Source organism: Nocardiopsis dassonvillei, assembly GCF_964273065.1.
Lineage (GTDB): Bacteria > Actinomycetota > Actinomycetes > Streptosporangiales > Streptosporangiaceae > Nocardiopsis > Nocardiopsis dassonvillei_B.
Genome location: NZ_OZ186815.1, coordinates 3,134,119 through 3,153,829, shown reverse-complemented (window position 1 = coordinate 3,153,829; position 19,711 = coordinate 3,134,119). Strand labels below are relative to the sequence as shown.

The following is a 19,711-nucleotide window of genomic DNA, read 5'->3' as shown; positions in this document are numbered from 1 at the left end:
GGGGTTGCAATGAGCACCACCACAGACGCGACCGGGGCGGAGGGGACCGGCCCGGGCACGGAGCGGTCGCGGACGGGCTGGCTCGGCGCCGGCCGCTCCGCCCGGCGCGCGCACCGCAGGGCGGTCACCCACCAGGCGGCGTCCGTCCTGCTGGGCTACCCCGACCAGGCGTTCTTCGAGAGGCTGCCGCTGGTGGCCCGGGCGGTCGCCGAGCTGCCCCGGGGGTCGGTCCGCGCGGCCCTCCAGGAGTTCTGCGACTACGCCTGCGGCACACCCGAGCTGGAACTGTGCAGCCACTACGTCGACGTGTTCGACCTGCGCCGCCGCCGGTCGCTGCACATGACCTACTACACCGACGGGGACACCCGGCGGCGCGGCCACTCCCTGGCCGCGGTCAAGGCCCTCTACCGGGAGGCGGGCTGGGAGGTCGACCCCGGGGAGCTGCCCGACCACCTGGCGGTCCTGCTGGAGTTCGCCGCGCGCGGCGACGCCCGCCGGGGGGAGGAGCTGCTGCTGCGGTTCCGAGCCGGACTCGACCTGCTCGCCGTCGCCCTGGAGGAGTACGGGACGCCCTACGCCCGGGTGGTGGACGCGGTCCGCCGGACCCTGCCGCCGCAGGGCACCGCCGACCGGGAGGCGGTGGACCGCCTGGTCCGGCGGGGGCCGCCCGCCGAGGACGTCGGCCTGGAGCCCTACGGGGCGCGCACTCCGCTGCCGATGGCGGACGGGGCCGCCGGGGCCTGCGGCTGTGGAAAGGTGCCGCACCCGCGTGCCGCCGACGGGGGCGCCGGGCACGGCGGGGAGCGGGGGCCGGGCCGCCCCGCGGAGTCCGCTCCCGCTCCCGGCGGGGCCGAGGCCCGGGGGAGCGGGGAGGGGCGGGGCCGGTGAGGGAGCACGGCGGGGCCGACCTGTTCCTGTGGGGGATCCTCCCCTACACCGTGCTCGTGATCGTGGTGGGCGGCCTGGTCTGGCGGTTCCGCTACGACCGCTTCGGCTGGACCACCCGGTCCTCGGAGCTGTACGAGTCGCGGCTGCTGCGCATCGGCAGCCCGCTGTTCCACTTCGGCCTGCTGGTGGTGATCGTCGGACACGTGGTCGGCCTGCTCGTCCCGGACACGTGGACGCGGGCACTGGGGGTCTCCGACCCCCTGTACCACGTCACCGCGCTGTCCCTGGGGCTGGTCGCCGGCGTGTGCACGCTCGCCGGGGTGGCGCTGCTGGTGTGGCGCCGCCGCACCACCGGCCCGGTGTTCAGCGCCACCACGGCCAACGACAAGGTCATGTACCTGGTGCTGGTGCTGGCGATCCTCACCGGCCTGGGCATGACGGTGTACTTCGCCGGGGTGGAGGTCGCCGGGGGGCACTCCCAGGACTACCGGGAGACGGTGTCGCCGTGGTTCCGGTCCATCTGGACGCTCTCTCCGGACATCGCGGCGATGGCCGCCGCGGAGCTCCCCTACCGGATCCACGCGCTCATGGGACTGGCGCTGTTCGCGCTGCTGCCGTTCACCCGGCTCGTGCACATGTTCAGCGCCCCGGTGGGCTACCTGTTCCGGCCGTACGTGCTGTACCGGACCCGGGACGCGCACCCGGGCGGCGCCGGGCGGGCGGAGCGCGCGGCCCGCCGCGGCTGGTGACCGGCCCGGACCTTCGAGGAGGAGACCGCAGACCATGGAGATCTTCCCGTCGTTCCCCCTGGAGGAGTGGAACGACACCAAGCAGACCATCCACCGGTTCGAGCAGATCGTCGGCAAGGTGCGCCTGCACCACAGCCCGCGCCGCAACCACTGGTGGAACGTGCCGTTCCACCTGACCGGGAGCGGGATCACGACGCGGCCGATGGGGCTGACCGACGGCAACCCGGTCTTCACGGTGGACTTCGACTTCCTGCGCCACCGGCTGGTCGCCACCACCGTCGACGGGAACGAGGCCTCGTTCCCGCTCCAGGGGCACAGCGTGGCGTCGTTCTACCTGGCGCTCCAGTCGGCGCTGGACTCCCTGGGCGTGGACGGGAGCATCCCCCACGCCACACCGTTCGACCTGCCCGACCACGGGCGGCCGTTCTCGCAGGACCACGAGCACGCCGCGTACGACCCCGACAAGGCGCTGAAGTACTGGCGGGTGCTGAGCCGGGTGAACCTGGTGCTGGAGGAGTTCGCCGCCGGGTTCTCCGGCAAGACCAGCCCGGTGCACCACTTCTGGCACACCTTCGACATCGCGGTCACCCGGTTCTCGCCGGAAGCGGTGCCCCAGCCCCGGGAGGCCGGGGGCCTGGTGCGCGAGGCGTACTCGCGCGAGGTGGTGAGCTTCGGGTTCTGGTTCGGGGACGACAGGATCCCCGAGCCGTGCTTCTACTCCTACACGTCGCCGGAGCCGGAGGGGTTGACGGAGCAGCGGCTGAGCCCGGCCGCGGCCGAGTGGGTGGAGAGCGGGGGCGGGCACCTGGCGCTGTACCGGTACGCGGACGCGCGCAAGGAGGCCGACCCGGTCCGGTCCGTGCTCGACTTCCTGGAGAGCGCTTATCAGGCCGGGGCCGCCCTGTCCGGGTGGGACGTCGCCGGGCTGGCCTGTCCGGCGGGGATCACCGATCCCTACCTGGGCGGGCGCACCGAGGACTGAGCCGGGCGCGGCGGCGGGGCGGGCCCGGGCGGGGCGCGGGGGCCGCGGGCACCGGGGGTGTCCGCGGCCCCCGCGCACGCCCGGAGCAGGGCCGGGGTGTGGACGGGGGGTCCGGGTGGGAAAGTGGCATTCGAGACGTGCGCACCGTGTGCACGGGTGAGGGAGAGCCATGGACCTGACGGTCGTCGACGTTCCGGACCGTTCCCGGTACGAGGTCAGCGTCGATGGGAAGGTGGTCGGCTTCTCGGCCTACCACCGCTTGGAGGACGGGGTGCTGGCTCTTCCGCACGTGGAGGTGGACCCGGTGCACCAGGGGAGCGGGGTGGCGGCCGAGCTCATGCGCCGGTCGCTGGACGACGTACGGGCCAAGGGGCTGAAGGTGATGCCGGTCTGCCCCTACGCGCAGGCCTACATCGCCAAGAACAAGGAGTACGCCGACCTCGTGCAGTGAACCGGACCGGCGGCCCCGTAGGGGATCGCGGTGGGGACGCCCCTGTGGACACGGGGCGACCGGGGACATGTGGTCGCTTTCGTGATTTTCACCGAGAAAGCGTCCATGTGATTGCATCTGTGTTCTTTCGGTCACGGCGAATCACCGCTAGTGTTCTGGGTCACAGTGGCGGTCATTGTGTTCGAGAGGGAGCCCCCCATGTCCATCGTCTCCATCGAGCCCGCCACCGCCGAGCGGTGGGACGACCTGGAGAACCTGTTCGGGCCGACCGGAGCCTACGGGCACTGCTGGTGCACTTTCTTCCGCAGGCGGGCCAAGGACTACACGGAGAGCACCACGTGCGAGCGGTCCAACCGGGGCGTGGACAACAAGGAGGAACTGCGCCGGCTCACCCTCGGGGGCCGGGTGCCGGGCCTGCTCGCCTACGACGAGGAGGGCCCCTGCGGCTGGGTGTCGGTGGCGCCCAGGGGCGACTACATCCGGCTGGCCCGCTCGCGGACGCTGCGCCCCGCCGACCCCGATGAGCCGGGGGTGTGGTCCCTGGTGTGCTTCTGGCTGCCGCCGCGGCGCCGCCGCCGGGGAATGGGCGGCCGCCTGCTGGACGGGGCGATCGAGTACGCGCGGGCGCAGGGGGCGCGGGTTCTGGAGGCCTATCCGGTGGACACGGCCGGGGGCCGCGCGCCCAGCGCCGAGGTGTACGCCGGGACGGTCGAGATGTTCCGGCGGGCCGGGTTCACCCTGACCGACCACCACACCAGCGAGCGGGTCATCGCCCGGTTGGAGCTGAAGCAGGAGTAGGGCGCGGCGCCGGACCCGATCCGGCCCCCGCCGCCCCGGGACCGCCCCCCTCCCGGGGCTGTGCCCCGCACGGCGCCCGGGGGTGCGGGGCCGCCCCGCGCGCCCTTCCGTATGGGACCCCCGGGCACCCCTCTCCGCGGGCGTCCGGGCGTCCGGACGGGCGGCGGCCCCTGGGTGCGCGCCGGGGCCTTCCCGCCGCGTGGGCGGGCGCGGATCCCCTCTCCTGGAGCACCCGGGCCGCCCGGCTCCTCCGCGTGCCCGGGTCCGCGGGTGCGGCAGGGGTCTCCGCGGTGCCCTCTCCGGCGGTGGCCGCCGGCGCTTGCCCGCCCGCGGGTCCGCCCCCTCCGGACGGGGGCGTGCGCCCCCGGGGTACCCCCCTGGGGTAATGTGCGATGCACGACACATCGATCAGGCGCGTTCGCGCTTGACGAAGTGATACCCCCTGGGGGTATAGTCGGTCGTGTTGGGACAGTCGCACGTCACTACAGGAGGCGAAATGGCCACCACGACCACCGCTGTTTACACCGTCGACGGCATGAGCTGCGGCCACTGCGTCAGCTCCGTCACCCAGGAGGTGAGCGCGGTCGCCGGCGTCACCGACGTCCAGGTCGACCTGGGCGCCAAGAAGGTGACCGTGACCGGTGAGGGCGCCGTGGACGACGCCGCCGTGCGCGCCGCCATCGACGAGGCCGGTTACGAGGTGCGTGACTGAGATGGGGGTGACCACGAAGCTCGGACTCCACGCCCCCGGCCTCGTGGTCGTGTCCGCGGCGATGTCCGGGGCCGGCGCCTTCGCCGGCCCCGACCTCCCCCGGCAACAGGACCACGTGGAGGACGCCGTCGGCGGCGGGAACCCCGCCGTCGGCGGAGCGGAACACGACGGAGAAGAGGAGCACCAGGGATGAACGCCCCCGTCGAACTGGCCATCGGAGGCATGACCTGCGCCGCCTGCGCCAACCGCGTCGAGAAGCGCCTCAACAGGATCGACGGCGTCACCGCCACCGTCAACTTCGCCACCGAGAAGGCCAAGGTCTCCTTCGACGGTTCCCCCGTGGCGGTCGAGGACCTCATCGCCCAGGTCGAGAAGGCCGGCTACACCGCCACCGTCCCCCGGCCGCCCCGGGCCGCGCCGCAGCCCGAGGCCGAACCGGAGGACCCCGCCCGGCCGCTGCGCGACCGCGCCGTCATCTCCCTCGTGCTGTCGGTACCGGTCATCGCCATGGCGATGGTCCCCGCCCTGCAGTTCACCCACTGGCAGTGGGCCTCGCTCGCCCTGGCCGCCCCCGTCGTCATCTGGGGCGCGCTGCCCTTCCACACCGCCGCGTGGAAGAACCTGCGGCTGGGCACAGCCACCATGGACACCCTCGTCTCGCTGGGCGTGTCCGCCGCGTTCCTGTGGTCCCTGTACGCCCTGTTCCTGGGCACCGCGGGCGAACCCGGGATGAGGCACGCCTTCGAGTTCACCATCGCCCGCACCGACGGCTCCGCCAACATCTACCTGGAGGTCGCCGCCGGGGTCACCTCCTTCATCCTCCTCGGCAAGTACTTCGAGGCCCGCTCCAAGCGCCGGGCCGGGGCGGCCCTGCGCGCCCTCATGGAGCTGGGCGCCAAGGAGGTCTCCGTCCTGCGCGGCGACCGCGAGGTCTCCGTCCCCGTCGACGAACTCGCCGAGGGCGACCGGTTCGTGGTGCGGCCCGGCGAGAAGATCGCCACCGACGGCGTGGTCGAGACCGGCACCTCCGCCGTCGACCTGAGCATGCTCACCGGCGAGTCCGTGCCCGTGGAGGTGGCGCCCGGCGACACCGTCGTGGGGGCCACCGTCAACGCGGGCGGCCGCCTCGTCGTCCGGGCCACCCGGGTGGGGTCCGGGACCCAGCTGGCGCAGATGGCCCGCCTGGTCGAGGACGCCCAGACCGGCAAGGCCCAGGTGCAGCGACTGGCCGACCGGGTGTCGGGGGTCTTCGTCCCCGTCGCCATCATGATCTCCATCGCGACCCTCGGATTCTGGCTCGGTACCGGGGAGCCGGCCGGTGCCGCCTTCACCGCCGCCGTCGCCGTCCTCATCATCGCCTGCCCCTGCGCCCTGGGCCTGGCCACGCCGATGGCCCTCATGGTGGGCACCGGGCGCGGAGCCCGGATGGGCATCCTCATCAAGGGCCCCGAGGTCCTGGAGAGCACCCGCCGCATCGACACCGTCGTCCTGGACAAGACCGGCACCGTCACCACCGGCACCATGGCGCTGGTGGAGGTCGTCGCCGCCGGGGGCGAGGACGAGGCCGAGGTGCTGCGGCTGGCCGGCGCCCTGGAGAACGCCTCCGAGCACCCCATCGCCAAGGCCGTCGCCACCGGGGCCGCCGCCCGCGGCACCCTGCCCGTGCCCGAGGACTTCGCCAACATCGAGGGCCTGGGCGTGCAGGGCATCGTCGAGGGGCGCGCCGTCCTGGTCGGCCGCCCCGCACTCCTGGAGGAGTGGTCCCAGCCGCTGGGCGAGGACCTCTCCCAGGCGATGAAGGAGGCACAGAACCTGGGCCGCACCGCCGTCGCCGTCGGCTGGGACGGCCGCGCCCGCGGCGTCCTGGTGGTCTCCGACACCGTCAAGCCCACCAGCGCCGAGGCCGTCCGCTCCTTCCGGGACCTGGGGCTCACCCCGATCCTGCTCACCGGGGACAACGGGACGGTCGCCCGCGCCGTCGCGGCCGAGGTCGGGATCACCGAGGTCATCGCCGAGGTCCTGCCCAAGGACAAGGTCGAGGTCATCGAGCGGCTCCAGGCCGAGGGCCGCACCGTGGCCATGGTCGGCGACGGGGTCAACGACGCCGCCGCCCTGGCCCGCGCCGACCTGGGGCTGTCCATGGGCACCGGCACCGACGTCGCGATCGAGGCCTCCGACCTCACCCTCGTCCGGGGCGACCTGCGGGCCGCGGCCGACGCGGTCCGGCTCTCCCGCCGCACCCTGGCCACCATCAAGGGCAACCTGTTCTGGGCCTTCGCCTACAACGCGGCCGCCATCCCGCTGGCCGCGGCCGGTCTGCTCAACCCGATGCTGGCCGGTGCCGCCATGGCCGTGTCCAGCGTGTTCGTGGTGACCAACAGCCAGCGGCTGCACCGCTTCGGCCGCTGACCGCGCAGGCGGCCTCCGCGGCGTCCGCCCCACGGCGGGCGCCGCGCCGCCGTGGCCGGGTCCGGCCGCGGCGGCGATCACTCCAGGTCACCGCGCGAACAGGGGCCCCAGGGGCCCCAGGGGCACCGGTACCGGGTGACGGGGCCTCGCGTCGGCGGGAGCCGGGACGCTAGTGTGAGCCCGCACACCCCGCAGGGGTTCCGGGCCGGGTCCGTCCGGGACCTCCGTGCCCGGACAGCGTCACCCCACCCCTCCGAGGTCGCCGTGTCTTCAGGATGCCCCCACGCCCCGCTGTACCAGAGCGAACCGCACCCGGACCCCTACGGCGCGTACGCGAAGATGCGCGCGGAACACGGGCCGGTGATCCCCGCCGAGCTCTCGCCCGGGGTGTACGGCTGGGTCGTCACCGACTACGCCACCCTGATCTCCTGGTCGCGGGACACGACCGCGTTCACCCACGACGCCCGGCTGTGGCGGGACTTCACCGAGGGCCGGATCGGCCCCGACGACCCCCTGCTGCCGATGATGGCGCCCCGGGCCAACGCCCTGTTCGTGGACGGTGCCGAGCACCAGCGGCTGCGGCGGGCGATCACCGACGCGCTGGGCGCGGTCACCTCCGCGCACCTGACCGCCGTCACCACCCGCTACGCAGACCGGCTCATCGACGAGTTCCGCGCCCGCGGCGAGGCCGACCTGCTCAACGAGTACGCACGGATGCTGCCGCTGCTGGTCATGAACGACCTGTTCGGCATGGACGAGGACCAGGGGCTGCGTTTCGTCACCGCCATGCGCAACCTGTGGGCCGGCGTGGACACCGAGCGCTCCAACGCCGAGGCCGAGCGGGCGCTGTCGGAGGTCGTGGACGCCAAGCACCGCGAACCCGGCGACGACCTCACCAGCCGCCTGATCCGGCACCGCGCCGGGCTCTCGGACGAGGAGGTCATCATGCAGCTCCTCCTCATCATCGCGGCCGCCAACGAGCCCACCGCCGCCCTCATCGACGCCGCCCTGCGGGCCGTCCTGGCCGACCCCTCCCTGCGCGTCCCCGGCGGCCCCTCCCCGGCCGTCCTCTCCGACCTGGTGGAGCGGGTGCTGTGGCGCGACCCGCCGATCACCAACTACCCGGTCATCTACCCGCGCGTCGACATACCGCTGGACCGCGGCCGCGTCATCGAGGCCGGGACGCCCGTCCTGCTCGCCTTCGCCGCCGCCAACCACTTCTTCCAGCAGGAGAACGCCGAGCAGGTGGCCGACGGCGCCAACCGCGCCCACGTGGCGTGGGGCGCGGGCCCGCACCGCTGCCCGGCCCGGGACGAGGCGACCACGATCGCCACCGTCGCCACCCGCCGGATCCTGGAGCGGCTGCCCGACCCGGCCCTGGCCGTCCCGCCGGGCGAGCTGCGCTGGCGGCTGGCCACCCTCTCCTGGGCGCCGATAGCCCTCCCCGTCCGCTTCACCCCGCAGCGGCCGACGGTCCCCGAGCCTCCCGCGCCCGAACCCGAGGCACCCGGACCGGCCCGGGGCGGAGCGGTGTCGTCCCTGTCGAACCTGCTGATGAGGCTGCTGCGCCGGTCGTGACCGCGCGGCCCCGGCCCCGCGGGCCCGGGGCCGGCACCGTACCGCCCGCCCCAGGACCACGAACCCTCCCGCAACACGAACCCCCCGCCCCCCGCCCCCTCCGTGGAAGGATCCGCGTTGGAACCCGTTCGTCTCGCGCCCGGAAACCTCAGAGCCCAGACGGCGCACCTGCGCGCACTCGGCCCCGTCGTCCCCGTGGTGCTGCCCGGCGACGTGGTCGCCTGGGCGGCCACCACCCACGCCGCCGTCACCGAGGCCCTGGCCCACCCGGCCGTCCAGAAGGACAAGAGGCACTGGCGGGCGTTCAACGCCGGGGAGGTCCCGCCCGACTGGCCGCTGATCTCGTGGATCATCGCCGAGAACATGCTCACCAGCGACGGCGAACAGCACACCCGGCTGCGCAGACTGGTCTCGAAGGCGTTCACCCCGCGCCGCGTCGAGCTCCTGCGCGGGGGCGTCGCCGGCATCGTCGAGGACCTGCTGGACGGCATGGCAGCCGAGGCCGAGCGCGCCGGCGGGGTGGTCGACCTCAAGCCGTTCCTCGCCCAGCCGCTGCCGATGACGGTCATCAGCGACCTGTTCGGGGTGTCCGAGGCGGACCGGGGAGAGCTGCACCGGCTGGTCAAGGTGTTCTTCGACCAGAGCATCACCCCCGAGGCCGCCACGGCCACGTTCTTCGAGATGTGGACGCTGCTGACCGGCCTGGCCGCGGCCAAGCGCGCCGAGCCCGGCGGCGACCTCACATCGGCGCTCATCGCCGCCCGCGACGAGGAGGACCGGCTCAGCGAGGACGAGCTGATCTGGAGCCTGGTGCTGATCATCAGCGCGGGCTACGAGACCACCATGAACCTCATCACCAACGCCGTCCGCGCCCTGCTCACCCACCGGGACCAGCTCGAGCTGCTGACCTCGGGAGAGGCCGAGTGGTCCACCGCGGTCGAGGAGGTGCTGCGCTGGGACGGGCCGGGCGGGTTCGTGCCGATGCGCTACACCACCGAGGAGGTCGAACTGGCCGGGGTGCGGATCCCGGCGGGCGAGCCCCTGCTCATGGGGTACTCGTCCGCGGGCCGCGACCCCGAGCGCCACGGCGACACCGCGCACCTCTTCGACATCACCCGCCAGGACACCTCCCACCTGGGCTTCTCCCACGGGCGGCACTACTGCCTGGGGGCGAACCTGGCCCGGATGGAGGTGACCGAGGCGCTGCCGCGCCTGTTCGGGCGCTTCCCCGACCTGGACCTCGCGGTCCCCGAGGAGGACCTGCCGCCGCTGCCGTCCATCATCGTCTCGGGGGTGGAGGGCCTGCCGGTGCGCCTGGGCTGACACGCCCGGGCCGCGGTCCCGCCGGACCGGCGCCCTCGGGGGCGCCGCGGCGGGATCGTCGCATGTCAGGGAGATTTACGGGGTTATGTCACCTCGGGGAGAGAAGATCGGCACCCCGGGACCAGGGCTGTGCACCGCCCGGGGAATCTAGAATTCTCTCTCGGTCCCCCCTCGGCCGCCCCGCCTTCTCCCCTGTACGCCCCTCCCTGTAGAGGAATCGCGCGCCATGAACAGTTCGGAAGCCGACTCCGGTCGACTCCTGGCCAACCGGTACCGCCTGGACGAGGTCATCGGCGCGGGCGGCATGGGCCGGGTCTGGAAGGGGGTCGACACCCTCCTGGACCGGCCGGTCGCCGTCAAGGAGCTGACCACCCCGCCGAACCTGCCCGCGCACGAGGTGGAGGTCCTGCGCACCCGCATGCTCCGCGAGGCGCGCAGCGCCGCCCAGCTCAGCCACCCGTCGATCATCACCGTGTTCGACGTGGCCGAGGAGGACGGCCGCCCCTGGATCGTCATGGAGCTGGTCAGCGGCTCCTCCCTGGGCGACCTCATCCGCGAGGACGGGGTGCTGCCGGTGGCGCGGGTCGCCGCCATCGGCGAGCAGATGGCCGCCGGGCTCTCCGAGGCGCACGCGAACGGCATCGTCCACCGCGACATCAAGCCCGGCAACGTGCTCATCGACGGCAAGGGCCGGACGGTGCTCACCGACTTCGGCATCGCCCACCTGGACGGTTCCACCCACCTGACCAGCACCGGGCTGCTCATCGGCTCACCCAGCTACCTGGCGCCGGAGATCGCCCACGGGCACTCCGCCACCCCCGCCTCGGACGTGTGGTCCCTGGGCATCACCCTCTACCAGGCGCTGGAGGGCACCCTGCCCTTCGACCGGCCCACCCCGGTGGCGACGCTCACCGCGATCGTCACGCAGGAGCTCCCCGCCCCCGTCAACGCCGGGCCGATGGCCCCGCTGCTGCGGGAGCTGTGCGCCAAGCAGCCCGAGGACCGACCCGGGATCGACACGGTCCGCTCCCGGCTGCGCGAGCTGATGGACCGCGCCGAGGGCGCCGCGGCCGCCGTTCCGGTGGCACCGGCCCCCACCGCGGCGGCGCCCGCCGAGGAGCCCGCCGTCGAGGCGGCGGCGGAGTCCGCCCCGCCGCCCGCGCCGGAGCCGGGCACCCCGCCGCCCGCCGCCCCCCGCGCCGCCGGCCGGGACCGGTCCCGGCGGCGCAACCTGCTGGTGGTCGCCGCGGCCTTCGTCGTCCTGGTGGTCGCCGCCGGGGCCACCCTCCTGGTCAGCATGAACCGGGGCGACCAGTCCGGGGCCGGACTGGTCGCCCAGAACCAGGCCGGGGCCGCCCCGCCGGAGGAGGAGCCGGACCCGTCCGCGGAGGGGACGGACGCGGAGGGCGGCCCCGAGGAGGAGCCGGAGGAGGACCCGGGGGAGGAGGAACCGCAGGAGCCCGAGGAGGACCCCTGGGAGGAGGGAATGGACGTCCACGAGGACTCCAGCGGCTTCACCGTGGAGTACCCGGCCGGCTGGACCCTGCGCCGGCAGGGGCACATGGTCTTCTTCGACAACCCCGACGGCGGGTACCTGCAGGTCGACCAGACCGACGCCCCCGGCCCGGACGCCGCCCAGGACTGGCGTGACTTCGAGCCCAGGGCCCGGGGCGGCTTCCCCGGCTACGAGCTCGTCGGTATCGAGGAGGTCGAGGGCGGCTGGGCCGACGCCTACCTCACCGCCGCCGACTGGGAGTTCACCTACGACGGCCGCAACGGGCGCATGCACGGCATCAACCGCGGCTTCCACACGGAGGAGAAGGGCTACGCCCTGTTCCTGGTGGCCGGCAACGACCACGCCGACCTCAACCGGGCGCTGCTGGACCGGATCTCGGAGACCTTCGTCCCGGCCGCCTGAGGGCCGGCCCGCACTCAGAACACCGAGCAGTGGGTGGCCTCGGTGAAGGTGTCCAGGGCCAGGGCCCCCGTCACCGAGTTGCCCTTGGCGTCCAGGCCCGGACCCCAGGCGGCGATGGAGTAGCGGCCCGGCACGACCGCCAGGATGCCTCCGCCGACCCCGCTCTTGCAGGGCAGGCCCACCCGGTAGGCGAAGTCGCCCGCCGCGTCGTAGGTGCCGCAGGTGAGCATGATCGCCATGATGCGCCGGGCGGCGGCGCGGTCGAGCATCCGGCTCCCGTCCCCCCGCACCCCGTGCCGGGCCAGCAGCAGTCCGGCACGGGCCAGCTCCTCGGTGGTGATGGTGATGGAGCACTGCCGGAAGTAGTGGTCCAGCACGTCCGGGACGGGGTTGCGCATGTTCCCGAAACCCGCCATCAGGTAGGCCAGTGAGCGGTTGCGGTCACCGGACTCCTGCTCCGAGCGCGCCGTCACCTCGTCCGCGTCCAGGTCGGGATCGCCCGTCTCGGCGCGCAGCAGATCGCGCAGGGCCGTGAAGGCGTCCCCGGTGTTGGCCAGCAGCTCGTCGGTGACCACGAGCGCGCCCGGGTTGATGAACGGGTTGCGCGGGACGCCGTTCTCGAACTCCAGCTGGTAGAGCGAGTTGAAAGCGTTGCCGGAGGGCTCCCGGAGCACCCGGTCCCAGATGTGGGTGTCGCCCTTCTGCGTGACCAGGGCCAGGGTGAACACCTTGGTGATGCTCTGCATCGAGAAGCGGACCCCGGTGTCGCCGACGGTGTGGACCTCCCCCTCCGTGGTCGCCACCGCGAACCCGAACCGGGCGGGGTCCACCCGGCCCAGTTCGGGGATGTAGTCCGCGACCCTCCCCTCGCCGATGCGCGGGCGGACCCGCTCCATCACGAGGGCGAGGACGTCCTCCAGGTCGATGTCGTCATCGCTCAACGGAACCCCTTCCGATACTTCGGACGCCACAGGAGCCACCGAGAGTACGTGCGGGAGGAGAGCCGGACGCGCATCCGGGACGGTGTGTCGGGATTCGCCCGTGGGGCGGCTATTCGCCCGGAACGAGGCGGGCGTCGTGCACCAGCAGCGCCACCTGCACCCGGTTGTTCAGGCCCAGCTTGGTGAGGATGCTCGACACGTGCGTCTTCACCGTCGGCACGCTCAGGAACAGCGACGAGGCGATGTCGGCGTTGGACCGCCCCTGGCCCACCGCCACCGCCACCTCCATCTCACGGGCGTTGAGCGACGCCAGCCGCCCCCGGGCCCGGTCGGCCCGCGCGTCCGCGTCGTTGTCGCCGACCCGCTCCACCAGCCGCCGCGTCACGGTGGGGGAGAGCACCGACATGCCCCGCGCCACCTGGCGCACGGACTCCACGATCTCCGCCGGAGGGGTGTCCTTGAGCAGGAATCCCGCCGCCCCGGCGCGCAGGGCCCGCAGCACGTGCTCGTCGGCGTCGAAGGTGGTCAGCACCAGCACCTCCGGCGGGTCCTCCAGCGCCCGCAGCCGCTCCGTGGCGGTCAGCCCGTCCACCGTCGGCATCCGGATGTCCATCAGCACCACGTCCGGGGAGTGCCGCGCCACCAGCTCCAGCACCTGGCCGCCGTCCTCCGCCTCGGCCAGGACCCTGATGTCCGGTGCCCCGCCCATCATCATCACCAGCCCCACCCGGACCAGTGCGTCGTCGTCGACGATGACCACGCCGATGTCCCGGGGGTCGCGCTGCGCCTCGCTCATGCGGGCCACGGTAGCCAAGCGGACAGGCGCCAGCCACCTTCGGACGTCGGGCCGTGCTCCAGGCGGCCCGACAGCAGGGACACCCGCTCGGTCAGGCCCAGCAGCCCCTGGCCGTCGGAACCGCCGCCGGGCGCCTCCACCGGGGCGCGGCCGTTGCGCACCTCCACGGTCAGCCCCGCACCGGGCGCGCCGCGCACCGACACGCGGGTGTCCGCACCCGGGGCGTGCTTGCGCACGTTCGTCAGCCCCTCCTGCACGATCCGGTAGGCGGTGCGGCCCGTCCGGTCCGGGACCGTCCCCTCGTAATCCTCGGTGAACGCCACCCGCGCCCCGGCCTCGTCGGCCTCCTCCACCAGCTGGCGCAGGTCCGCCATGGTCGGCTGGGGCAGCTCGCCCACCGGCGCGCGCAGCACCCCGATCACCTCCCGCAGGTCCTGCAGGGCCTGGTGGGCGCTCTCCCGGATCACCTTCGCCGAGCGGGCGATGTCCTCCGGCGGCGCGTCCGGCCGGTACTCCAGCGCGCCCGCGTGCACGCTCAGCAGGGACAGCCGGTGCCCGAGCACGTCGTGGATCTCCCGGGCCATGGCCTCGCGCACCTGGTGCTGTGCGTGCTCGGCCCTCAGCTGCGCCTCCGTCTCGGCGTGCACCGCCCGGTCGCGCAGCGACTCCACCAGCTCGCGCCGGTGGTGGATGGTCAGCCCCCAGCCGATGACCGCGCCCTGGATGGCCACCCCCAGGAGGAAGGTGACCAGGGCGGGCATGTGGGGATCGGGCAGCAGCAGCGCCTTCAGGCCCACCGAGCCGATGCCCAGGCCGAAGATCAGCAGGCTCACCCGCGGCGTCCGGTGCAGGGCCAGCGAGAACAGCGAGATGAGCATCGCCATCGCGGCCAGCTCGGACACCGTCGAGTACAGCACCAGCGCCACCGCGATCTGCACCGGCCACCGGCGCCGCCACCACAGCGCCGCGCAGGCGGAGAACGTGAGCAGCCGGTCCAGGGCCTCCCACCACGCCGGGTCCGGCACGCTCGGGACGGGCGGGTGCCCGGGCGGACCCTGCGGGGGGAAGTCCAGGACCACCATCACCGCGTAGACGAGGGCGAGCAGGAACATGGAGAGGTCCACGATCCAGTCGCGCACACTGCGCCCGCGGGTTTCGGAGATGGTGTTCATGGCAGGCCGAGTCTACGTTCGGGCAGGCCGCGGGGGTGCCCCCGGCCGTGCGGACGATACCGATGGCGGTGGCCTTCCCTACTTCGGTCGCCCTCCGCGCGGTTCTCGTCCACTTCCGTCGCCGCCGTGGGTACCGTGGAGTCGATGAGCACTCTGGTGACCGGAGCCACCGGCATGGTGGGCCGACGCGTCCTGACCGAGTTCAAGCGGCGCGGTCTGCCCGCGGCCGGTGCCTCGCGCACCGCCGAGCGGCGGCTGGACTGGACCGACACCTCCAACTGGACGGAGGTGCTGGAGGGGATCTCCCGTGTCTTCGTGGTCACCCCGGTGGGCATGGCCCTGGGGCACCGGGTGTCCGCCTTCCTGGAGCGGGCCGCCGAGGCGGGGGTGGAGCGGGCCGTGGTGATGTCGGCCATGGGCACCGAGCACGCGCCCTCCGACTCCGACCAGCGGGCGGCGGAGTTCAAGGCCAAGGAGCTGTTCGAGCGGGTGACGGTGCTGCGCCCCAACTGGCTGTTCCAGGACTTCACCGAGGGCACCTTCGCGAACCTGGCCCGGTCCCGCAACGGGCGCCTGGAGCTGCCGGTCAGGCGGCGCACCGAGATCAGCTTCGTGGACGCCCGGGACGTGGCGGCCGCCGCCGTGGAGTCCCTGGTGGGCGACCACGGGGGCAAGGAGTACACGCTCACCGGCCCGCAGCCGCTGACCGTCGGCGGCGTGGTGCGCTGGACCAAGGGCACCGACAGCCCGGTGTGGCGGTTCAAGCCGGTGGACGAGTCGCGCTTCTACTTCCGGGCCTCCGACCGCGGCTGGGGCGAGCGCTACATCGACACCCTCAACGAGCGCTTCGCCGCAGCCGTCCGCGGCCGCGCCGCCGAGGTGACCGACGACGTCCGCGCGGCCCTGGGCCGCGAGCCCATCCCGCTGGCCCGCTTCGCCCGCGAGTCCACCCTCTGACGGGGCCGCGGCGCCCGCCACCGAGAAGCAGAGGGGACGCCCGGCCCCCCACTTTCGCGGAGCGGGGGCCGGGCGTCCGGTCCAGGAGCTACTTCTTGAGCAGCTGGCGGGCCATGACCAGGCGCTGGATCTGGTTGGTGCCCTCGTAGATCTGGGTGATCTTGGCGTCGCGCATCATGCGCTCGAGCGGGAAGTCCTTGACGTAGCCCGCGCCGCCCAGCAGCTGCACGGCGTCGGTGGTGATCTCCATGGCGGCGTCGGAGGCGTAGCACTTGGCCGCGGCGCCGAAGAAGGACAGGTCCGCGTCGCCGCGCTCGGACTTGGCGGCGGCCACGTACACCATCTGGCGGGCGGTCTCCAGCTTCATGGCCATGTCCGCCAGCATGAACTGGACGCCCTGGAAGTCGGCGACGGCCTTGCCGAACTGCTTGCGCTCCTTGACGTAGGCGACCGCGTGGTCCAGGGCGCCCTGGGCGATGCCGACGGCCTGCGCGCCGATGGTGACGCGGGTGTGGTCCAGGGTGCGCAGCGCGATCTTCAGGCCCTCGCCCGGCTCGCCCACGATCCGGTCGCCCGGGATGCGGACGTTGTCGAAGAACAGCTCTCGGGTGGGGGAGCCCTTGATGCCGAGCTTGCGCTCGGGCTCGCCCAGGGTGAAGCCCTCGTCGTCGGCGTGCAGCACGAACGCGGTGATGTTGCGCCCGCGCGGCCCCTCGGGGTCGGTGACCGCCATGACCGTGTAGTACTTGCTGACGCCCGCGTTGGTGATCCACGACTTCTGGCCGTTGATGACCCAGTCGTCGCCGTCCCGGACGGCCTGGGTGCGCATGCCCGCGGTGTCCGAGCCCGCCTCGCGCTCGGACAGGCCGTAGGAGAACATCGCCTCGCCGGAGGCGACCTCGGGCAGGTAGCGGCGCTTGACGTCCTCGGAGGCGCCCAGGATGACCGGCATGGTGCCGAGCTTGTTGACCGCCGGGATCAGCGAGGAGGAGGCACAGGCGCGGGCGACCTCCTCGATGACGATGCAGGTGGCGAGCGCGTCGGCGCCCACGCCGTCGTACTCCTCGGCGATGTGCGGGGCGTGGAAGTCGGTGGCGACCAGCGCCTCCAGGGCCTCCTGGGGGAAGGCGCTCTTCTCGTCGACCTCGGCCGCGTGCGGGGCGATCTTGTCCTCGGCGACGGCGCGCACGGCCGCGCGCAGCTCCTCGTGCTCCTCGGTGGTCTTGAACAGGTCGAAGTCGCTCATCTGCGTTCCTCCGTGGGAGGTGCGCCCCCCGATATGTGGCACTGGGTGCCCTCGTATGGCATTCAGTGTCAGAATAGGGGGTGGGGGGCGCGAAGTACACCGCCGGGAGTCGGATACCTTTCGGGGACCGCGCCGAGGGGAGGGATGAGATGGTCCGTGAGGGAGCCAAGGGCCCGCCCGCGCGCGTGCCCACCCGCGACGTGGTCCTGGCCGCCGTCCGCCTGTTCACCGAGAACGGCTTCGAGGCCACCACCATGGACGACATCGCGGCCGCCGGAGGGGTGAGCCGGCGCAGCCTGTTCCGCCGCTTCGGCACCAAGGAGGACATCCTCTTCGCCGAGCACGACGAGCTGTTCGCCGAGGTCTCCCGGCACCTGGAGACCGCGTCCGGCGAACCCCTGGACGTGGTGTTCGCCGCCGCCCGCCTGGTCCTGCGGGACTACCTGCGCGACCCCGAGGTCACCGTCCCCCGCTACCGCCTGGTCCGCGTCCACCCCCGGCTGCGCGACCGCGAGGTGGCGATGACCGCGCGCTACCAGGCGGCGTTCAGCCGCTACCTGGCCGCCCGCGAGGGGGAGGGCGGCGCCGAGGAGCGGTCGCTGGCCGCCGGGGTGGCCGCCGCGGCCCTCATCTCCGCGCACAACCACGTGCTCCGCGGCTGGCTGCGCGACCCCGGGCAGGGGACCCGGGCGGTGTGGGAGCGCTACGACGCCGCCATGGAGTTCGTCCGCCGCGCCGCCGGTCCGATGCTGCACCCCGCCGAGGCCCCGGCCCGGGAGCGGGTCATGGTCGCCGTCTACCCCGCGGACCTGGGCCGCGAGGAGCTGGTGCGCCGCCTGGCCGCCGCCGTGGACGAGGCCGGCCCCCGGGGCTGACCGCTGGTCGGGGCGCGCCCCGGGCGGCGTAGGCTGGAACGGTCGGAGAGCGGGAGAGAACCAAGAGGCGAGCGCGCATGAGTGTGGACACATCGGGTGCGACCCGGCAGGAGGCGGAGGTGGCCGAGGAGGCCGACCGCCGGCGGACGTTCGCGGTGATCTCCCACCCCGACGCGGGCAAGTCGACCCTGACCGAGGCCCTGGCGCTGCACTCGTCGGCGATCACCTCGGCCGGCGCGGTGCACGGCAAGGGCGACCGGCGGGGCGTGACCTCGGACTGGATGGAGATGGAGCAGGACCGCGGTATCTCCATCACCTCGGCCGCGCTGCGCATCGACTACGAGGGCCGGGTCCTGAACCTGCTGGACACCCCCGGCCACGCGGACTTCTCCGAGGACACCTACCGGGTGCTGTCGGCGGTGGACTGCGCGATCATGCTGCTGGACTCGGCCAAGGGCCTGGAGCCGCAGACGCTGAAGCTGTTCGACGTGTGCCGGGCGCGGCGGATGCCGGTCATCACGTTCGTGAACAAGTGGGACCGGCCCGGGCGCGAGCCGCTGGAGCTGCTGGACGAGATCGAGCAGCGCATCGGGCTGCGCCCCACCCCGCTGAACTGGCCGGTGGGGATCGCGGGCGACTTCCGCGGCCTCATCGACCGGGCCACCGGCGAGTACACCAAGCTGACCCGCACCCCGGGCGGCGCCACCAAGGCCATCGAGGAGGTCGTGGACGCCGATCGGGCCGCCGAGCTCGAGGGCCCGGCCTGGGAGCAGGCCCGCGAGGAGATCGAGCTCCTGGAGGCGCTGGGCGCCGACTTCGACCGCGAGTCGTTCCTGGCGGGGAAGTCCTCCCCGGTGCTGTTCGGCGCGGCCCTGACCAACTTCGGCGTGGGTCAGCTGCTGGAGGCCGTGGTGGGCCTGGCGCCGTCGCCGGCGGCCAAGGAGGACGTGAAGGAGCGGCCGCGCCCGGTGGAGGCGCCCTTCTCCGGGCAGGTCTTCAAGATGCAGGCCAACATGGACCGCAACCACCGGGACCGGATGGCGTTCGTGCGGGTCAGTTCGGGCCGGTTCGACCGGGGCATGGTGCTCACGCACGCGGCCACCGGGCGCCCGTTCGCGACCAAGTACACCCAGGCGGTGTTCGGGTCCGACCGCTCCACCATCGACACCGCCTACCCCGGTGACGTGATCGCCCTGGTCAACGCCCAGGCGCTGAAGGTCGGCGACACCCTCTACGACGGGCCCAAGGTCGAGTTCCCGCCCATCCCGAGCTTCGCCCCCGAGCACTTCGTGGTGGCGCGGGCCGTGGACGCGGGCAAGTACAAGCAGTTCCAGAAGGGGATCGCCCAGCTCGACGCCGAGGGCGTGGTGCAGGTGCTGACCTCGGACGTGCGCGGCGAGCAGGCCCCCGTGCTGGCGGCGGTCGGACCGCTGCAGTTCGACGTGGTCAAGCACCGGATGGAGCAGGAGTTCCGCAGCCCCGTGGAGGTCTCCCCGCTGGAGTACTCGGTGGCGCGGCGCACCGACGAGGAGTCGGCGCCGACCCTGCACGCGCTGTCGGGCGCGGAGGTGCTGCGCCGCCGCAACGACGGCGAACTGCTGGTGCTGGTGCACAACAAGTGGCGTTTGCGGGTCATCGAGCGCGACCATCCTTCGCTGTTCATGGAACCGCTGCTGGCCGGCGGCGTCGTCGAGGACGATTAACACGCCGGGCGGGAGCGCGGAAAAGGCGCACCCGCCCGTGCGGGTTCGCCCTTCTCCCGGGACCGGCGTGCGTCCGGGGAACGGCCCGGCCCGCCCCGGCGGCTGTGAACTCCCGTTCCGCTGACACACTCTTTGCCCATCCCGGGTGCTCCCGTGCGTATTCCGGGGAACGGCGGCCCGTGCGGCGCCCGTGGCAGAGGCCAAGATCACCGC

The 19,711-nt window shown here is 73.3% G+C and carries 17 protein-coding genes and 1 pseudogene; 14 read left to right on the top strand and 4 right to left on the bottom strand.

Features of this window, described 5'->3' with window-relative positions:
- Positions 1–9: 9 nt before the first annotated feature.
- The 11 genes and pseudogenes from narJ to ACSUPR_RS13840 form a co-directional block, all read left to right on the top strand.
- Positions 10–726, top strand: a pseudogene (gene narJ / locus ACSUPR_RS13890) (nitrate reductase molybdenum cofactor assembly chaperone); the annotation flags it as partial.
- A 158-nt stretch (positions 727–884) separates the two neighbouring features.
- Entirely contained in the window at positions 885–1,637 is a 753-nt protein-coding gene (gene narI, locus ACSUPR_RS13885) for a respiratory nitrate reductase subunit gamma (protein WP_436891706.1), read from the top strand.
- 34 nt (positions 1,638–1,671) lie between these two features.
- Entirely contained in the window at positions 1,672–2,619 is a 948-nt protein-coding gene (locus tag ACSUPR_RS13880; RefSeq protein WP_436891705.1) for a DUF5996 family protein, read from the top strand.
- A gap of 169 nt (positions 2,620–2,788) precedes the next feature.
- Complete coding sequence (locus tag ACSUPR_RS13875) at positions 2,789–3,070, top strand: GNAT family N-acetyltransferase (RefSeq protein ID WP_436891704.1); 282 nt, start codon at positions 2,789–2,791, stop codon at positions 3,068–3,070.
- Positions 3,071–3,268: 198 nt separating this feature from the next.
- Positions 3,269–3,868, top strand: a complete 600-nt coding sequence (locus tag ACSUPR_RS13870) for a GNAT family N-acetyltransferase (RefSeq protein WP_436891703.1) — start codon at positions 3,269–3,271, stop codon at positions 3,866–3,868.
- Positions 3,869–4,364: 496 nt separating this feature from the next.
- Positions 4,365–4,580: a heavy-metal-associated domain-containing protein gene (locus ACSUPR_RS13865; protein WP_436891702.1), complete on the top strand. Its 216-nt coding sequence runs from the start codon at positions 4,365–4,367 to the stop codon at positions 4,578–4,580.
- 1 nt (position 4,581) lies between these two features.
- Positions 4,582–4,773 (top strand): hypothetical protein, encoded by a 192-nt coding sequence (locus tag ACSUPR_RS13860; RefSeq protein WP_436891701.1) that lies wholly within the window; start codon positions 4,582–4,584, stop codon positions 4,771–4,773.
- Complete coding sequence (locus ACSUPR_RS13855; protein ID WP_436891700.1) at positions 4,770–6,989, top strand: heavy metal translocating P-type ATPase; 2,220 nt, start codon at positions 4,770–4,772, stop codon at positions 6,987–6,989. The genes ACSUPR_RS13860 and ACSUPR_RS13855 overlap by 4 nt, the downstream gene beginning before the upstream one ends.
- A gap of 339 nt (positions 6,990–7,328) precedes the next feature.
- On the top strand, positions 7,329–8,567 hold the full coding sequence (locus ACSUPR_RS13850; protein ID WP_436892008.1) for a cytochrome P450: 1,239 nt from the start codon (positions 7,329–7,331) through the stop codon (positions 8,565–8,567).
- Between the two features lie 213 nt (positions 8,568–8,780).
- Positions 8,781–9,890 carry a cytochrome P450 family protein gene (locus tag ACSUPR_RS13845; protein ID WP_436892007.1) on the top strand — a complete coding sequence of 370 codons (1,110 nt, stop codon included), beginning with the start codon at positions 8,781–8,783 and terminating at the stop codon, positions 9,888–9,890.
- A 226-nt stretch (positions 9,891–10,116) separates the two neighbouring features.
- Positions 10,117–11,808: a serine/threonine-protein kinase gene (locus ACSUPR_RS13840; RefSeq protein ID WP_436891699.1), complete on the top strand. Its 1,692-nt coding sequence runs from the start codon at positions 10,117–10,119 to the stop codon at positions 11,806–11,808.
- Positions 11,809–11,822: 14 nt separating this feature from the next.
- Here the strand turns inward: ACSUPR_RS13840 and ACSUPR_RS13835 are convergent, their stop codons facing one another.
- The 3 genes from ACSUPR_RS13835 to ACSUPR_RS13825 form a co-directional block, all read right to left on the bottom strand.
- Complete coding sequence (locus tag ACSUPR_RS13835) at positions 11,823–12,749, bottom strand: glutaminase (RefSeq protein ID WP_436891698.1); 927 nt, start codon at positions 12,747–12,749, stop codon at positions 11,823–11,825.
- A gap of 109 nt (positions 12,750–12,858) precedes the next feature.
- A complete protein-coding gene (locus tag ACSUPR_RS13830) occupies positions 12,859–13,545 on the bottom strand; it encodes a response regulator transcription factor (RefSeq protein ID WP_436891697.1) in 687 nt (228 codons plus the stop codon).
- Positions 13,542–14,717 carry a sensor histidine kinase gene (locus ACSUPR_RS13825; RefSeq protein ID WP_436891696.1) on the bottom strand — a complete coding sequence of 392 codons (1,176 nt, stop codon included), beginning with the start codon at positions 14,715–14,717 and terminating at the stop codon, positions 13,542–13,544. The genes ACSUPR_RS13830 and ACSUPR_RS13825 overlap by 4 nt, the downstream gene beginning before the upstream one ends.
- Before the next feature lie 144 nt (positions 14,718–14,861).
- Here ACSUPR_RS13825 and ACSUPR_RS13820 point away from each other — a divergent pair, with 144 nt between their 5' ends.
- Positions 14,862–15,674, top strand: a complete 813-nt coding sequence (locus ACSUPR_RS13820; protein ID WP_436891695.1) for an NAD-dependent epimerase/dehydratase family protein — start codon at positions 14,862–14,864, stop codon at positions 15,672–15,674.
- Positions 15,675–15,762: 88 nt separating this feature from the next.
- Here ACSUPR_RS13820 and ACSUPR_RS13815 read toward each other — a convergent pair whose 3' ends face one another.
- Positions 15,763–16,920 (bottom strand): acyl-CoA dehydrogenase family protein, encoded by a 1,158-nt coding sequence (locus ACSUPR_RS13815; protein WP_436891694.1) that lies wholly within the window; start codon positions 16,918–16,920, stop codon positions 15,763–15,765.
- 149 nt (positions 16,921–17,069) lie between these two features.
- On the opposite strand from ACSUPR_RS13815, the gene ACSUPR_RS13810 reads away from it, so the two are divergent.
- Positions 17,070–17,795: a TetR/AcrR family transcriptional regulator gene (locus ACSUPR_RS13810; protein WP_436891693.1), complete on the top strand. Its 726-nt coding sequence runs from the start codon at positions 17,070–17,072 to the stop codon at positions 17,793–17,795.
- Between the two features lie 77 nt (positions 17,796–17,872).
- Complete coding sequence (locus ACSUPR_RS13805; protein ID WP_436891692.1) at positions 17,873–19,498, top strand: peptide chain release factor 3; 1,626 nt, start codon at positions 17,873–17,875, stop codon at positions 19,496–19,498.
- Positions 19,499–19,711 lie beyond the last annotated feature (213 nt).

Coding starts and splice junctions, on each gene's coding strand:
- ACSUPR_RS13880 (WP_436891705.1), top strand. CDS start 1,672: ATGGAGATCTTCCCGTCGTTCCCCCTGGAGGAGTGGAACGACACCAAG.
- ACSUPR_RS13875 (WP_436891704.1), top strand. CDS start 2,789: ATGGACCTGACGGTCGTCGACGTTCCGGACCGTTCCCGGTACGAGGTC.
- ACSUPR_RS13870 (WP_436891703.1), top strand. CDS start 3,269: ATGTCCATCGTCTCCATCGAGCCCGCCACCGCCGAGCGGTGGGACGAC.
- ACSUPR_RS13865 (WP_436891702.1), top strand. CDS start 4,365: ATGGCCACCACGACCACCGCTGTTTACACCGTCGACGGCATGAGCTGC.
- ACSUPR_RS13860 (WP_436891701.1), top strand. CDS start 4,582: ATGGGGGTGACCACGAAGCTCGGACTCCACGCCCCCGGCCTCGTGGTC.
- ACSUPR_RS13855 (WP_436891700.1), top strand. CDS start 4,770: ATGAACGCCCCCGTCGAACTGGCCATCGGAGGCATGACCTGCGCCGCC.
- ACSUPR_RS13850 (WP_436892008.1), top strand. CDS start 7,329: ATGCGCGCGGAACACGGGCCGGTGATCCCCGCCGAGCTCTCGCCCGGG.
- ACSUPR_RS13840 (WP_436891699.1), top strand. CDS start 10,117: ATGAACAGTTCGGAAGCCGACTCCGGTCGACTCCTGGCCAACCGGTAC.
- ACSUPR_RS13830 (WP_436891697.1), bottom strand. CDS start 13,545: ATGAGCGAGGCGCAGCGCGACCCCCGGGACATCGGCGTGGTCATCGTC.
- ACSUPR_RS13825 (WP_436891696.1), bottom strand. CDS start 14,717: ATGAACACCATCTCCGAAACCCGCGGGCGCAGTGTGCGCGACTGGATC.
- ACSUPR_RS13820 (WP_436891695.1), top strand. CDS start 14,862: ATGAGCACTCTGGTGACCGGAGCCACCGGCATGGTGGGCCGACGCGTC.
- ACSUPR_RS13815 (WP_436891694.1), bottom strand. CDS start 16,920: ATGAGCGACTTCGACCTGTTCAAGACCACCGAGGAGCACGAGGAGCTG.
- ACSUPR_RS13810 (WP_436891693.1), top strand. CDS start 17,070: ATGGTCCGTGAGGGAGCCAAGGGCCCGCCCGCGCGCGTGCCCACCCGC.
- ACSUPR_RS13805 (WP_436891692.1), top strand. CDS start 17,873: ATGAGTGTGGACACATCGGGTGCGACCCGGCAGGAGGCGGAGGTGGCC.